Origin of the sequence: Acetobacter thailandicus (genome assembly GCF_011516655.1) — a bacterium.
Lineage (GTDB): Bacteria > Pseudomonadota > Alphaproteobacteria > Acetobacterales > Acetobacteraceae > Acetobacter > Acetobacter thailandicus.
The window spans coordinates 219,287-233,572 of the sequence record NZ_WOSV01000002.1 but is presented as its reverse complement, the minus strand read 5'-3'; the positions used below and the strand labels follow the sequence as shown (position 1 = coordinate 233,572).

Genomic DNA, 14,286 nt, shown 5'->3' with positions numbered 1-14,286 from the left:
TTTTACTCCGTTTGTTTTGCTGAATGTAGGCTGATAATTTTTCTCAGTCTATTCTTGCTCTCTTTGTTCTCGGGTGTTTTTGTTGTCGCTATTCTGTTTTGTTGAAAATAATTCCGTGCAGATATCAGTGTTCAGAGCACGGTGAGAAAGTCAGGCGTCGTTTATGAAGTTTCTTCACACATCAGACTGGCAGGTAGGCCGGACATTTGGTTTCGCGGGAGATGTCGCTCAGGGTGCGCTTCAGGCTCAGCGTGTTGAGGTTATTCACCGGCTGGGGCTTCTGGCGCGTAGTCACGGCGTGCATCACGTACTGGTTGCAGGTGATATTTATGAGCACGAAACACCAGCCAGGTTAACTCTGCATCAGCCGCTTGAACGTATGCGTGAGTTTTCTGATATACGCTGGCACCTTATCCCTGGTAACCATGATGCCCATACACCCGATGGCCTCTGGTCGCGCCTGTTGCGTAACGGCAGTTTGCCTGAAAATGTAATTTTTCACGGCAAACCCGGGGCCGTGCTGATTGATGAGGCCGAAAATGCCTGGCTTCTGCCTGCAGTTTTGCAGCGTCGCCATGTGCTGACAGACCTGAGTGCCTATATGGATCAGGAGACAACCCCACCGGATGCCCTGCGTATTGGCCTGGCGCATGGTTCAGTGACCGGTTTTGGCAGCGGTGGTGAAGAGGAACATAACCAGCTGGCTCCTGACCGTGCAGAGAAAGCCGGCTTGAGCTATCTGGCTCTGGGGGACTGGCACGGTTTTAACGAGATTAATGCCCGCACATTCTATTCCGGCACACCAGAGACAGACCGTTTTGATATTGGCGGCGGCGGCGGCGGCGAGGCTTTGCTGGTGACAATAGCCGGCAGCCGGGCGACACCACAGGTTGAACGGTGCAGAACCGGACATCATGTCTGGAAAAAACTGGGGGAGGTAACACTCACCAGCCACGAAGATATTTATGCGCTGGAGGCACGTGTCAGGAGTATTGCACCCGAGCATACCGGTTCAGTTCTGGCCTGGGCAGAAGTGTCTGGCCTGCTGAGCATGGAAGATATGGCGCTGTATGATAATTTAATTGTTCATAGCCTTGCCGGGGCAGTGACCTGTCTGCGCCTTTCGGGGGAGCCACAGCTGGCTGCGGATCTTGATGATCTTGATTATTTTGGCGAGGCCGGCGCTGTGCGGAATGCAGCCGGTGTTCTGCTCAGTAAAGTCAGTGGCGGGGGGGAGGAGGGCGCAGTGGCAGCGGATGCCCTGCAAAGACTTTTCCTTTTCTATAAAGATCTTGGAGGTGCAGGCACATGATACTGACAGAGATACAGCTTAATGGTGTCCGGCGTTTTACTTCTCCGATAAAGCTTGAAGGCCTGGGGCCTGGCCTGAATATACTGGCTTTGCCTAATGAATCGGGTAAATCGACCCTTCTTCTGGCTTTGCGTGCCGCATTAATGTGGCGGCATAGTTCGGGTGGCGAGCAGATTAAAAGCCTTGCGTCTTATGGTGGCAGTGAGCCGCATATTATCCTGCGCTTTATGTGGGGTTCTGTGCCCTGTGCTTTTGAAAAACGCTTTTTGAAAAAGAAAGGCGCACGGCTGCTCATGGGGGGAGAGCAGTATCAGGGAGATGAAGCTGAAGAGAAAATTCGTAATCTGCTGGGGCTGAACGATCTTATTAATAAAAACAGCGTGGCGACAGGGTTATGGAGCGCGCTTTTAGTGCCGCAGGGAGAGAGCCAGTATCTGCCCGAGCTGACAGATGCCGGCTATACCAGTATTCGCTCCTGTCTTGATCAGGGCAGCGGGAGTGTTGCTCCGGCTGGCGGAGGTAAAGCTGCGCTGCTGTTATCACGTGTCAGGGAAAAGCTTAGTCCGTTACTGACTGAGAAAAAAGGTGAGCCGACCGGAGGGTATAAGCAGGCTTTGCAAAAAGAGGCAGAGCTTACCGAACGCTTTGAACAGCTTAAAGCCAACAGGCTGCGCCTTGCTGATGATCTGACAGCCCTGGAGCGTGACCGTCGCGTTTTACGTGACCTTGAAAACCCAGAGAGACGGGCTGAGGCTAAAAGCCAGCTTGAGCAGGTGCGGCAGGAGCGTGACCGGGTTTCTCAGTTTGCGCTCAAGGAAAAGGAAGTTCTGGCTGGCGTACGTCTGGCTGAAGGGGTGTATGAATCGCTGAAGGCTGAACGGCTAAGGCGATGTGAAAACCGTGACCGTCAGAAAGAGCTGTCAGAGCAGATGCAGAGCGCACAGCAGCAGCTGGCGCAGCTGCGTGATCATGCCCGGCATGCACAGGATAAGCTGACGGAGGCTGGCAATAAGCGTAAAAAGGCTCATGAACAATATGAGCGCAGCGACCGTCGTAACAAAAGTATAACGCGTCAGCGGTTGCTTGAGCAGGATCAGGAAGCACTGAAGTCAGACCGTACAGTCCTGCATCGTTTAGAGCAGGCCAGTGCAGTGTGGCGCCAGGCTCAGGCTGCCTTCAAAGCCTGTCGGGTTGATCAGAAAGCTGTTGATGCCCTGCGCAAAGCCGAGCGTAACTGCGATAAACTACAGTTGCAGATGGAGGCTCAGGCCCCCTCTGTGTCTCTGCATCTGCTGCCAGAAGCAGCTGATCGTGTTACTGTTAATGGCAGTCTCTGCTCTGAGAGCACTTTTAAGGTGCTCGAACAAACCCGTATTGAGATAGAAGGTGTAGGTGCGCTGAGCATTACCCCCGCGCTGCAGGAGCAGCAGGGTGCGCAGGCATGCTGGCATGACGCAAAAAAACAGCTTGAGCAGGCTTTGCAAAAAGTCGGGTGCAGTACGATGGCTGAGGCTGAGCAGGCTTTTGATATATACCGCCAGACGAAAGCTGAGCAGGATGCTGCGCAGAGAGCTGTCCTGTCCTGCCTGCCTGAGAACCGGCAGAGCACTGACCAGGTCAGTGCAGTTATTGCCTCGTATCAGGAGCAGATTGCTGACAAGGAAGCCACGTTGCGGCAGCGTTCTGCTGAGCTGACCACTGAGCAGGCCACCCTCTTTGCTGAGGGTGAAATATTGCAGGTAGCAGAGAGTGACCTTGAGGTTGAGCAGGCCTTATCTGTGTTCAGAGAAGCGCAGAGAGAAGAAGAAGACAAAGTCGCTGTTTTGAAAAGCATACAGAGTGATGAAACTCAAAAAGCAGCTGATGTTTCTGAGCTTGGCAGAGCTCTTGAGCGTGCCCGGCATGAAGAGGAGACGGCACAGAAACACAAAACAGATGCAGCTCTTGAAGCCGAGAGTGCTCAGGCTGAGCTGAGTCTGAAAGATGCACAGAGCAAAAAAGAGACTCTTGCGCAGGAGATGGCAGCTGAGGCGCGTTCACTCTCTGACCTTGAAGGGGATATCAGGCGCCGTGAAGAAGCTCTTTCTGCACAGGATGGACGTATCAGGGGACTGCATGGTGATGTAAGGGCCTGTGAGGAACGGGTGCGTCAGGCAGAAGGCGAAGGCCTTGATGAGCAGATTGCTGAAACAGAGCGTCTGATAAAGCAGGCTGAGCATGAGTGCCGGGGGTATGCGCGTGAAAGTGCTGCTCTGACATTGCTGAAGCAGACGCTTGAGGCCGTAGAGCAGGAGCAGACCGAGCGTTACCTTGCCCCGCTTGTAAAAGTGATGCAGCCTGCATTCTCGACAGTTTTCCCTGATATGACGCTGTCACTTGATGCCAGTTTTGGTGTGCAGGCTATAACCCGGCGCCAGACAGAGCAGTTTAGCGATTTGTCTATGGGAACCCGTGAGCAGATCGCAGTGCTGGCGCGTCTTGGTTTTGCGCAGCTTCTGCATCAGCAGCAGGGTAAAAGTCTGCTTGTGCTGGATGATGCGCTCAGTTTTTCTGATAAACAGCGGCGAGAGCGCCTGTTTGAGGTGCTGACTGATGCGGCCAGGCATTTCCAGATTCTTATTTTAACGTGCCGTGATGATATTCTCTCAGAGCTCGGAGGGCACACTTTGCATCTTCGTCCGTGTGAGGAGATGGCAGAATTGCGTGTATGACTGTCTTACAAACATTGTTTTGTAGGTGAACAGTGATATGACGGTGTGCCAGAGATGAGGGAGCAGATCTGCTGATGAGTAAACTGGATATGAGTTTGCCGTTTTTGCCTGTGCGTATTGCTGTCATGACAGTGTCTGACACGCGTACACTGAGCACCGATACATCTGGTCAGGCTTTGGTTGACCGTCTGGAGCGTGCAGGGCACGTACTGGCAGACCGGGCTATCGTAAAAGATGATGTCGGGCTGATTACGACACAATTGCAGAGCTGGATCAGCACGCCTGATATTGATGTTGTGATTACAAACGGCGGGACTGGTGTTACCGGTCGTGACGTTACCCCCGAAGCTTTTGATCGTGTTCTCGAAAAACGTATTGAAGGGTTTGGTGAGCTGTTTCGGATGCTGTCGTATCAGAAAATTGGCACATCAACCATTCAGTCACGCGCTGTGGCCGGTGTTGCGCAGGGCACGTATCTTTTTGCTTTGCCAGGTTCGACTGGTGCTGTGAAAGATGGCTGGGATGATATTCTGCTCTTCCAGCTCGACAGCCGCCATCGCCCCTGTAACTTTGTCGATCTTATGCCACGTTTAAGAGAAGAACTGAAAGAAGGACATGATCATGACTGATGAGATAAAACTCCTGATGGTTGCAGGTGATTATGTCGAAGATTATGAAGTTATGGTGCCATATCAGGCGCTGGTAATGCTGGGCTACAAGGTCGATGTTATCAGCCCGGGCAAAAAGGCCGGCGACAAAATTATTACAGCTATTCATGACTTTGAAGGCGCACAGACTTACAGCGAAAAGCCTGGTCATAATTTTGTGCTGAATGCGACATTTGATGAGATCGATACGGATGATTATATCGGCCTGATCGTTCCTGGTGGACGGGCTCCTGAATATCTGCGGCTTAACCCGCGTGTGATTGAAATTGTTAAGGCGTTTGCTGACCGCCCTCTGGCTGCAATCTGCCACGGGGCTCAGCTGCTTGCTGCGGCTGGTGTTATTAAGGGGCGTCGCGTGTCAGCTTATCCGGCATGCCGCCCTGAGGTTGAGCTGGCTGGTGCGATTTATGCTGATATTCCGGTTGATCAGGCAATCACAGATGGTGAGCTGGTGACCGCTCCGGCGTGGCCGGCTCATCCGGCCTGGCTCGCACAGTTTCTCACCGTTCTGGGTGTTACTGTTTCTATCTGACCAGTCAGGTCAGTGCCAAGCCCCTGCTTCAGGCAGGGGCTTGTATGATCTCAGATGCCGCTGACAGCCGGCCGGTTGAGCATTGCCATCAGCTCCTGGCGGGTCTGTACGTTTTCACGAAACACACCCAGCATAGTGCTGGTTACCATAGAAACGCCGGGGCGGTGCACGCCACGTGTTGTCATGCATTCATGAGCAGATTCAATAATGACAGCAACACCATGTGGTTCGAGAACATCATTAATCGTGTTGGCGATCTGTGCTGTCATGCGCTCCTGAATTTGCAGGCGACGGGCATAGGCATCAACCACACGTGCCAGTTTCGAAATGCCCACAACGCGGTTGCGCGGCAGATAAGCCACATGTGCCTTGCCAATGATGGGAGCAAGGTGATGTTCGCAGTGACTTTCGAAACGAATATCGCGCAGAAGCACGATTTCATCATAGCCTTCAACCTCTGAAAATGTGCGTTTCAGCAGGTCATGGGGTTCGACCTCATAGCCTTCAAAAAACTCTTCATAGGCGCGGGCAACACGTGCTGGTGTATCCTGAAGGCCTTCGCGTGCAGGGTTATCGCCGGCCCAGCTCAGAAGAGTGCGTACAGCCTGCTCAGCTTCTTCTCGTGTAGGGCGTGCGTTGCCAGAAGGAGGGGCGTCGCTCATATTGTTCTCCTGCAGAATAGTAAAAGCTTAATGGACCTGCTGTGTCTGAAACGGGCTGTCGAGGCTGAAGGCCGGTATTTCGATGTCAAAACACCGCCCGGTATCTACGTCACGCATCAGATAGGTGCCGCTCATGAAGCCTCCCGCAGTTTTGAGGGAGACACCTGACGTATAGTCAAAGTCTGCTTTAGGTTTCAGCACAGGCTGTTCGCCAACGACACCCTCACCATGAATGCATTCAGTATGCCCGGAGGAGTCAGTAATATACCAGGTGCGCTCTGTCAGTCTGACAGATGCTTTCCCTGTATTTTCAATACGAATACGATAGGCCCAGCAATAAAGGTCTTCATCGGGTTCAGATTGTTCGGGCAGCCAGAAAACCTGGACCATGACCTGAACACCTTCAGTTTCGCTTTTGTAGCCAGGAACAGACGAAAGGAGTTCGCTAAGTACGTCTCCCGCATCGTTGGACATGGGCGGTGAAGCCGACCAGTCAGACATGAGCTTTCGTTCTCCTGGGGTGCGGGATGCCTGCGCTCAGTGACGTGGGGAGGCAGACGAGATCCGGCAGTGAGGTCTAGGGTCTGTCGCCCTATCATGATTTTTCGAAAGGGGAAAGTTTCCCGCATCGTATTTCTGATTTTACGTCAGAGTGCGTTTATCAGGCAACAAATACGATGCAGGAAGGGTAAAATCAGGCTTTCTGAAGTTGTGCTATGCCACGTGCGAGATCATCAATCAGATCTGCGCTGTCTTCCAGGCCGACTGAAAGCCTGATGGCACCATCAGAAATGCCAAGGCGGGTCCGTTCGTCAGCACCAACTTTCATGTGAGTTGTAGTCGCAGGGTGTGTGATGAGAGAACGGCTGTCTCCCAGATTGTTTGAGATGGCAATCAGTTCAAGGGCATTCATAAAAGCAAAAGCGCCTTTCTGCCCTTTGTCCACCTCAAAGGCAATGAGGCTGCCAGCCCCGCTCATCTGGCTTCTGGCCAGGTCATACTGGGGGTGGTCTTTACGGCCCGGATAGCGGACCTGCAAAATGCCAGGGGCCTGGGCCAGATAGTCAGCAACAGCCGCTGCATTGCGGGTCATAGCATCAACGCGCAGAACGAGGGTCTCAAGTCCTTTAAGCATGACCCATGCATTGAAAGGAGAGAGCGCATTGCCTGTGTTGCGTGTGAAAGGCTGAAGGGTTTCAGTAATCCAGTCTTTGCGGCCCAGAACAGCACCACCTAAAACCCGGCCCTGGCCATCTATATGTTTTGTACACGAATAAACGACGACATCAGCACCCAGTTCGAGAGGTTTCTGATAAACCGGGGAGGCAAAGACATTATCAACGACAACCAGAGCCCCGGCTTTGTGTGCCAGAGCTGAGATGGCGCGGATGTCGAGAATGTCGAGCATGGGGTTCGACGGGCTCTCGAGTAACACCGCAGCAGCAGGCTGAGACAAAGCTTCTTCCCAGGCTGAGAGGTCAGAGCCATCAACAAATATGGTCTCTACACCGTAGCGTGGCAGCAGTGCTGAAACAATCCAGTGACATGAGCCAAACAGCGCGCGTGAGGCTACAACTCTGTCTCCGGCCTTGACGTGCGCCAGAAGAGCGGATGAAACAGCTCCCATGCCTGTGGCTGTGGCCACGCAGGCTTCGGCCCCTTCAAGGTTTGCCAGGCGGCGTTCAAGAGCGGCAACAGTCGGGTTGCCAAAGCGGCTGTACTGATAATGCTGCACTTCACCGGTAAAGGTTTTGGCTGCCTGTTCAGCATTATCATAAATAAAGCCTGAGGTGAGAAAGAGAGCCTCGCTGGTTTCGCCAAACTCGGTACGTTCTGCTTCAGCGTGAAGCAGTCGGGTTGCCTGACGCCAGGCTGACGGCGTTTTTTTAATACTCATGGCAGATATCCGGTTCTTACCTGTTCATAATGACTGAAAGAGAACCGGGGGTAAAAACAGGTTCGGTTTCAGTCACGCCTGATTCGTTGATGACCTCAGAAACCATGGGCATGCAGATAGTCCTTTGCCCAGAGCCTCTTTAGCGCGTTTCTTTTACCTCGGCGCAAGCCGGCCGTACAAATCCCGAGGGTCAGGTGCATATAAAGTTATTATGCGTCTGACACCGTAATTTATGCAAATCTCCTGGTGTTTCGTCAAGCCGGGAAACAAAAGTGCTAAACAAACTTCTGAAGAAACGGGATGAGCGGCAGGTCAGCCGGTGGCATGGGGTAATCATATAAATCTGTCAGCGGTACCCAGGCGATGTTTTGCCCTTCACGGCCATGGGGAATGCCCTGCCATGTGCGACACAGATAAAGTGGCATGAGCAGGTCAAAGTCAGCATAGCTGTGTGAGGCAAAAGTCAGGGGGGTGATGTTGTCAGCTGAAATATGTAGTCCCAGCTCTTCATCCACTTCACGAATGAGCGTGGCTTCAGGGGATTCGCCTGGTTCGGTTTTTCCACCTGGGAATTCCCACAACCCGGCGAGTGATTTGCCTTCGGGGCGCTGAGCCAGCAGCACATGCCGGTTTTCATTAATAAGGGCAACCGCAGAAACAAGCAGGAGTTTGCGTGGTGCGGAGTGAGGGGCGGTGGTCATGTTGTGTGCTCTGATGAGTGAGAGGCAAGGCGGGCTGTAAGATCTTCGATAAACTGAAAGGCAACACGACCGGAGCGGCTGCCGCGTGTCACGGCCCATGCACTGGCCTGAGCTTTAAGTTCATCATCGCTGATGGCAAGCACGCGTTCTTTTGCGTAAGTCTGCACCATGTCGAAATAGACGTCCTGTGTACAGGCATGAAAACCAAGCCACAGCCCGAATCTGTCAGAGAGTGACACTTTTTCCTCTGTCGCTTCAGACGGATTAATGGCCGAGGCACGCTCATTTTCAATCATGTCACGAGGCATCAGGTGGCGACGGTTAGACGTCGCGTAAAACAGGGTATTTTCAGGGCGGCCGGCAATGCCACCGTCAAGCACGGATTTGAGTGCCTTATAATCACGATCTTCTTTCTCAAAAGAGAGATCATCGCAGAAAATAATGGAGCGCCGGGTGCTGCTCCGCAGCAGGGATAGCAGCTCAGGCAGGCTTGTCAGATCCTCACGCTGAATTTCAATCAATGCCAGGGCACCCTGGCCCGGCACGGGAGGGTGCCCTTCCTTCTGGTTGACCTGAGCGTGAATACCCTTGACCAGTGACGATTTGCCCATGCCACGTGCTCCCCACAGCATGGCATTGTTAGCGGGCAGACCAGCGGCAAAATGCTGTGTGTTTTCAAGTAAGGTCTGACGCTGGTGCTCAACGCCCTGCAGCAGAGTGGCAGATATATGAGCAACGCGCAGAACGGGGCGTAACCTGCCAGACTGTGGTTCCCATATAAAGGCATCTGCTTCATCAAGGTCGGAGAGTACCGGTGGCGGAGGGGAAAGACGCTCAAGTGCTGCAGCAATACGCTCCAGAGCCGGGAGCTGAGAGGGAGGAAATGTCATGGCATAGGGTTCCTCTGTCTGGTGGGTGTTATTTTTCCTGAGCACAAAAGTCAGAAATAGGGTAGATGCCATCATGAGAAAAGGGCGGGTCTGCACACAGGTGCTTGACGGAGCTGCCCGGAATGGGAAAAGTTTGCCCGTTCATTAATGGTAAAATAGTTTCTTACTGGTGAAAGCAGAGTTTGATGTCAGATTTCTTTATTTCTACAGCCTACGCACAAACAGCCGGTGGTGGTGGCGGTGGCATGTCAAATATTATTTCATTTCTGCCGTTTGTGGCTGTTTTTGCCATTATGTATTTTTTGCTTATACGCCCACAGCAGCAGCGTCAGAAGCAGCTGCGTAATGAGCAAAAGCAGCTCCGTCGTGGTGACCGTATTGTAACGGCCGGTGGTGTGGTTGGCGTAGTGCAGAAAAGCCGTGAGGACAGTAACGAGGTTGAAGTTGAAATTGCGCCTGGTGTGCGTGTGATGATCGTGCGTGAAACTATTTCAAGTGTTCTGACCAGCAGTGCGAAACCTGCAAATGACGAACCTAAAGCAGTGAAGAAATAATTTTAACATTTTGTAATTTATGAGTAAAAAGCGGGTTGTCAGACAGCCCGCTTTTATTATGAGCATTTTCATTTTCAGCTGCTGTATATTTTTATATTAAAATTTATACCTGATTAATAATTCTTTCATAATTTTATAATTATTTTTTATATGTCAGGCAGGAAGAATGGTCGCATTGTTCCACCAGGTGAGGGCCTGAAGACCAATAAATATGGTTGCTCAGAGTGGCTGATGTTCAGGCAGGCATCATAACTTACTAAATGTGGCAGAACTGACCATAATTTGTGGAAGATATTACCTCCTGTTCTTTTTACCTAAGAATAAAATTAAAATTATATAATATAATAAGATGTAAGTAATTAACATTCTCTTTTCTGTAAGAGTAATAGATGTTAAAATTATTCTCGTTTTTAGGGGCTGAAATATAATTTTTAGTCTCGGAAGTGTGTCTGGAACAAAATATATGGCTAAGAGTCCAAGTCCTTCTGTTTTACAAAAAATGAATAGTGCAGAGCATGCGATCGTGCCTGTTATTCTTTCAGGGGGAGCTGGCAGCCGGTTGTGGCCTGTGTCACGGAAGAGCTTTCCCAAACAATTCTGGCCGCTGCTGACTGAGCAGACACTTTTGCAGGAGACAGCATTACGTGGTCAGGCTGAAGGAACAGCCGGGCCGGTTGTTGTCTGCAACGATGCGCATCGTTTTATTATCGCAGAGCAGTTGCGTGATGCAGGCATACAGGATGCCCGTATTGTTCTGGAGCCAGAGGGACGTAACTCCACGCCTGCAATTACAGCCGCAGCTTTTATTGTGGCTGAACATAACCCGGATGCTATTTTGTGGATTATGACAGCAGATGCTGCCATTCAGGATGAAGCGAGCCTGCACCAGGCGCTGAGTAGTGCAATTACAGCTGCAAAAAAAGGATATCTGGTTACTTTCGGTATGACGCCAACCCGTCCTGAGACCGGTTATGGATATATCGAGCAGGGCGAAGCCTTGCCTGATATGCCAGATGTCTTTCAGGTCGGGCGTTTTGTTGAAAAGCCAGATACGTCACGTGCCCGGTCTTTTCTCGCTCAGGGTGGCTATTTGTGGAACTCAGGTATGTTTGTTGTTCGCGCAGCAACGTTTTTGTCTGAAGTAGAGCGCTATGAGCCCGAAGTTTTTGCCTGTGTCAGACAGTCTGTTGCAAATCGTAAAAGTGATATGGATTTCGAGCGGCTGGAGCCGGAAAGTTTTTGTCGCTCTCCTGATATTTCAGTTGATTACGCAGTGGCCGAGCGGACAGATATGGCCGCGGTTGTCCCTGGTAGCTTTGGCTGGTCAGACGTGGGCAGCTGGGATGCTTTGTGGGAGCTGGGGCCGCAGGATGCATCAGGTAACGTAGCGCATGGTAACGTTATGCTGGAAGATGTGCAGCGGTCTTATGTTCGTACAGATGGTATTCTTACCGCTGTTCTTGGCGTTGACGATCTTATAGTCGTTACCACGCAGGATGCAGTTCTGGTTACAAAAAAAGACCGGGCTCAGGATGTCAAACTTCTTGTTCAGCAGCTGAAGAAAAATGATATGCCTGAAGCTGACAGCCATCAGATGACCTATCGTCCGTGGGGGCATTATGAGGCGCTGACGCAGGGGCATCGCTTCCAGGTGAAGAAAATTGTTGTGAAACCGGGGCAGAAGCTTTCTTTACAAAAGCATTATCATCGTGCCGAACACTGGGTGATTGTTGAGGGGACAGCCCTTGTTACCCGTGGAGAAGAAGAGTTAATCGTGCGTGAAAATGAGAGTATTTATTTACCTCTGGGTGACCTGCACCGGCTTGAAAACCCAGGCCACATTCCTTTGACACTGATAGAGGTTCAGTCTGGTTCGTATCTGGGTGAAGATGATATTGTAAGAGTTGAAGATGTGTATAGTCGTAATTAAGCGGCTATACACGCATGAGGTTATGTTACTTCTGAATATTACCTGTTCATGACCTTTAAATTCTTATAAAAATGAAACAGGGTCGATATCAATATCAATTCTGACGTTGCGGTCTGGTTTCACCATATCAAGCCAGCGGTGTAAGATGGGTTGCAGGGCAATGGTGCGTTTTGTGCGCAGCAGCAGACGGCGGCGGTGGCGGTTGCGGAGCACGGCAACCGGGGCCGGTGTGGGGCCTAGTACCTGTATACCTTCACCATAGGGGGCCATGCGCCCGAAGGCATTTGCCACAGCGTCAGCTTTTGCGGCATCTTCACAGCTTATAATTAATGCGGCCAGCCGGCCATATGGCGGCCAGAAACCTGGCTGACGCTGCATGGCCTCCTGTGCCATAAAACGGTCCTGACTACCTGAAAGCAATGCACTCATCACCGGGTGCTCCGGCGTATAGCTTTGCAGCAATACCCGTCCGGGTGCGCTGGCACGTCCTGCTCGCCCTGCTACCTGGTGCAGCAGCTGAAATGTGCGCTCGCCAGCCCGCAGGTCACCTCCGCTCAGCCCCAGGTCAGCATCAACAATACCGACCAGCGTCAGGTAAGGGAAGTGCCACCCCTTAGCCACAACCTGTGTGCCAATAATCAGGTCAATCTCGCGGTTTGAAATACGCGTGACAGCTTCGGTTATAGCCGTCGGGCTGGTGAGGGTATCACTGGCCATGACCAGAATGCGTGCATCAGGGAAAAGTTCGTGTGCTTCTTCAGTGATACGCTCAATGCCCGGGCCAATTGATGTCAGAGTATTTTCTTCATGGCAGGCCGGGCAGGTAACGGGCACAGGTTCAAAATATTCGCAGTAGTGGCAGCACAGGCGTTTACGGGCACGGTGCTCTACCAGCCATGCGGTGCAGTGCGGGCACTCCATACGGTGCCCACAGGCACGGCATAAGGTTAGCGGGGCATATCCCCTCCGGTTCAGGAAAAGCATTGCCTGCTCCTGCCGCGCAAGGGTGGCAGAGAGTTCTTCTGTCAGAGCGGGAGAAATAAAGCGTCCGCGCTCGGGTGGATGTACCCGCATGTCGATAATGCGGGTTTCTGGCATTGTTGCCCCACCGTGACGGGAAGGGAGCATCAGGTGCCTGTAACGGCCGGACTGCACATTAACCAGAGTTTCCAGGCTGGGTGTGGCTGAAACAAGAACTGTCGGGCATTGCACAAGGCGTGCGCGTACAATGGCCATGTCGCGGGCGTTGTAAATAACGCCTTCTTCCTGTTTGTAGAGTGTCTCATGCTCTTCATCAATGACAATAAGGCCAAGCTTTTCAAACGGCAAAAACAGCGCAGAACGCGCGCCCACTACAACTGAAGCATTACCATTTGCAGTGGCGTGCCAGGTGAGCCGGCGCATACGCTGCCCGGTGTCTGAGTGCCAGATTGCAGGAGCGACACCAAACCGGCGAATGAAGCGCTCTGTCCATTGTGCAGAGAGAGCAATTTCAGGCAGGAGAATGAGAGCCTGCTTACCCTGCTCAATACAGGCAGCAATAGCCTCAAGGTAAATTTCGGTCTTGCCTGATCCTGTGACCCCTTCAAGTAACGTAACCGAGAACCCGCCTTTCTCAACACTCTGACGTAGTGCTGTGGTGGCTCTGGCCTGCTCTGCTTCTAATACCGGCAGGCGATAGCCGGGGTCGGGTGCCTCTACAGGACATTCGGGTTCCAGCTTAATGGCTCTCAGGGCTCTGGCATCAGCCAGCCCTTTGACAACTCCTGCACTGACGCCCGTAGCGGCTGAGATGTCAGTCGTTGTTTGTGGCAGGCCTTTGCGCAGCAGGTCGAGTACCTTCTGGCGGGCAGGGGTCATGCGTAAGTCAGCAGGTATGGTGTCTGCTGGTAGCCATCCGGTTCCGGCTGATGTAACACCGTGCATATGCAGCCTGAGTGTCATGGCCATAACCATGCCGGGTGGTGTCAGCGTATAGGCTGCAACCCAGTCAATAAAGCGCCGGAGGTCAGCCGATAAAGGAGGAAGTTCGAGAAGCTCAGCAACCTCTTTAAGGCGTGATGTGTCTGTTCTGTCTTTTTGTTCTGCCGGTGGTGCGAGGTCAGGGGGCAGGTCTGATGAGGTTTCCCATACGACACCGGTTTTTTGTCGCCGCCCCAGGGGCACCAGCACAATATCTCCGGGATTAAGTGTGATATCGGGCGGAGAAAGATAATCAAATGGCCCTTTAAAAGGCATCGGTAATAAAACAGAAACCCGCTGCTGTGGCTGCGCGACATCAGCCAGTGTCTCTGATAAGGTCGAAAAAAGCGAAGCGGATTTCATGGTCTCTTTTTACGGGGCCTGTGTTAGAAAAGGTGCAGAGTGCCCCCTTACATCGTGCACGACAAGAGACTTGTCGCAAAATGTGAGAGGAGATCTGTGCTGAG

The 14,286-nt window shown here is 52.1% G+C and carries 11 protein-coding genes, 1 pseudogene and 1 riboswitch; of the genes and pseudogenes, 6 read left to right on the top strand and 6 right to left on the bottom strand.

Going from position 1 to position 14,286, the window contains the following annotated elements:
* Positions 1-163 precede the first annotated feature (163 nt).
* The 4 genes from GOB58_RS03725 to GOB58_RS03710 all read left to right on the top strand — a co-directional run bounded on the left by GOB58_RS03725 (position 164) and on the right by GOB58_RS03710 (position 5,223).
* Positions 164-1,312 (top strand): metallophosphoesterase family protein, encoded by a 1,149-nt coding sequence (locus GOB58_RS03725; RefSeq protein ID WP_173559388.1) that lies wholly within the window; start codon positions 164-166, stop codon positions 1,310-1,312.
* Entirely contained in the window at positions 1,309-4,023 is a 2,715-nt protein-coding gene (locus GOB58_RS03720; RefSeq protein WP_173559387.1) for an AAA family ATPase, read from the top strand. Before GOB58_RS03725 ends, GOB58_RS03720 begins: the two co-directional genes overlap by 4 nt.
* Positions 4,024-4,097: 74 nt before the next feature.
* A complete protein-coding gene (moaB, locus tag GOB58_RS03715; protein WP_086554610.1) occupies positions 4,098-4,652 on the top strand; it encodes a molybdenum cofactor biosynthesis protein B in 555 nt (184 codons plus the stop codon).
* Positions 4,645-5,223 carry a DJ-1/PfpI family protein gene (locus tag GOB58_RS03710; protein ID WP_086554611.1) on the top strand — a complete coding sequence of 193 codons (579 nt, stop codon included), beginning with the start codon at positions 4,645-4,647 and terminating at the stop codon, positions 5,221-5,223. Before moaB ends, GOB58_RS03710 begins: the two co-directional genes overlap by 8 nt.
* 50 nt (positions 5,224-5,273) lie before the next feature.
* On the opposite strand, the gene folE is transcribed toward GOB58_RS03710, so the two are convergent.
* The 5 genes and pseudogenes from folE to GOB58_RS03685 form a co-directional block, all read right to left on the bottom strand.
* Positions 5,274-5,885, bottom strand: coding sequence for a GTP cyclohydrolase I FolE (gene folE / locus GOB58_RS03705; protein ID WP_086554612.1), 612 nt, complete (start codon positions 5,883-5,885; stop codon positions 5,274-5,276).
* A gap of 27 nt (positions 5,886-5,912) precedes the next feature.
* Positions 5,913-6,386, bottom strand: coding sequence for a Co2+/Mg2+ efflux protein ApaG (gene apaG, locus GOB58_RS03700; protein WP_086554613.1), 474 nt, complete (start codon positions 6,384-6,386; stop codon positions 5,913-5,915).
* A 193-nt stretch (positions 6,387-6,579) separates the two neighbouring features.
* A complete protein-coding gene (gene metZ / locus GOB58_RS03695) occupies positions 6,580-7,782 on the bottom strand; it encodes an O-succinylhomoserine sulfhydrylase (protein ID WP_173559386.1) in 1,203 nt (400 codons plus the stop codon).
* Between the two features lie 118 nt (positions 7,783-7,900).
* Positions 7,901-7,980, bottom strand: a riboswitch (SAM riboswitch).
* 77 nt (positions 7,981-8,057) lie between these two features.
* Positions 8,058-8,474 (bottom strand): annotated as a pseudogene (gene mutT / locus GOB58_RS03690) (8-oxo-dGTP diphosphatase MutT); the annotation flags it as partial.
* Between the two features lie 5 nt (positions 8,475-8,479).
* Positions 8,480-9,373, bottom strand: a complete 894-nt coding sequence (locus tag GOB58_RS03685; protein ID WP_173559384.1) for an ATP-binding protein — start codon at positions 9,371-9,373, stop codon at positions 8,480-8,482.
* A gap of 182 nt (positions 9,374-9,555) precedes the next feature.
* On the opposite strand from GOB58_RS03685, the gene yajC reads away from it, so the two are divergent.
* Positions 9,556-9,927, top strand: a complete 372-nt coding sequence (gene yajC, locus GOB58_RS03680; protein ID WP_173559383.1) for a preprotein translocase subunit YajC — start codon at positions 9,556-9,558, stop codon at positions 9,925-9,927.
* 463 nt (positions 9,928-10,390) lie between these two features.
* Positions 10,391-11,857, top strand: coding sequence for a mannose-1-phosphate guanylyltransferase/mannose-6-phosphate isomerase (locus GOB58_RS03675; protein WP_173559382.1), 1,467 nt, complete (start codon positions 10,391-10,393; stop codon positions 11,855-11,857).
* Positions 11,858-11,920: 63 nt separating this feature from the next.
* On the opposite strand, the gene GOB58_RS03670 is transcribed toward GOB58_RS03675, so the two are convergent.
* A complete protein-coding gene (locus GOB58_RS03670; RefSeq protein ID WP_173559381.1) occupies positions 11,921-14,182 on the bottom strand; it encodes a primosomal protein N' in 2,262 nt (753 codons plus the stop codon).
* Between the last annotated feature and the right edge of the window lie 104 nt (positions 14,183-14,286).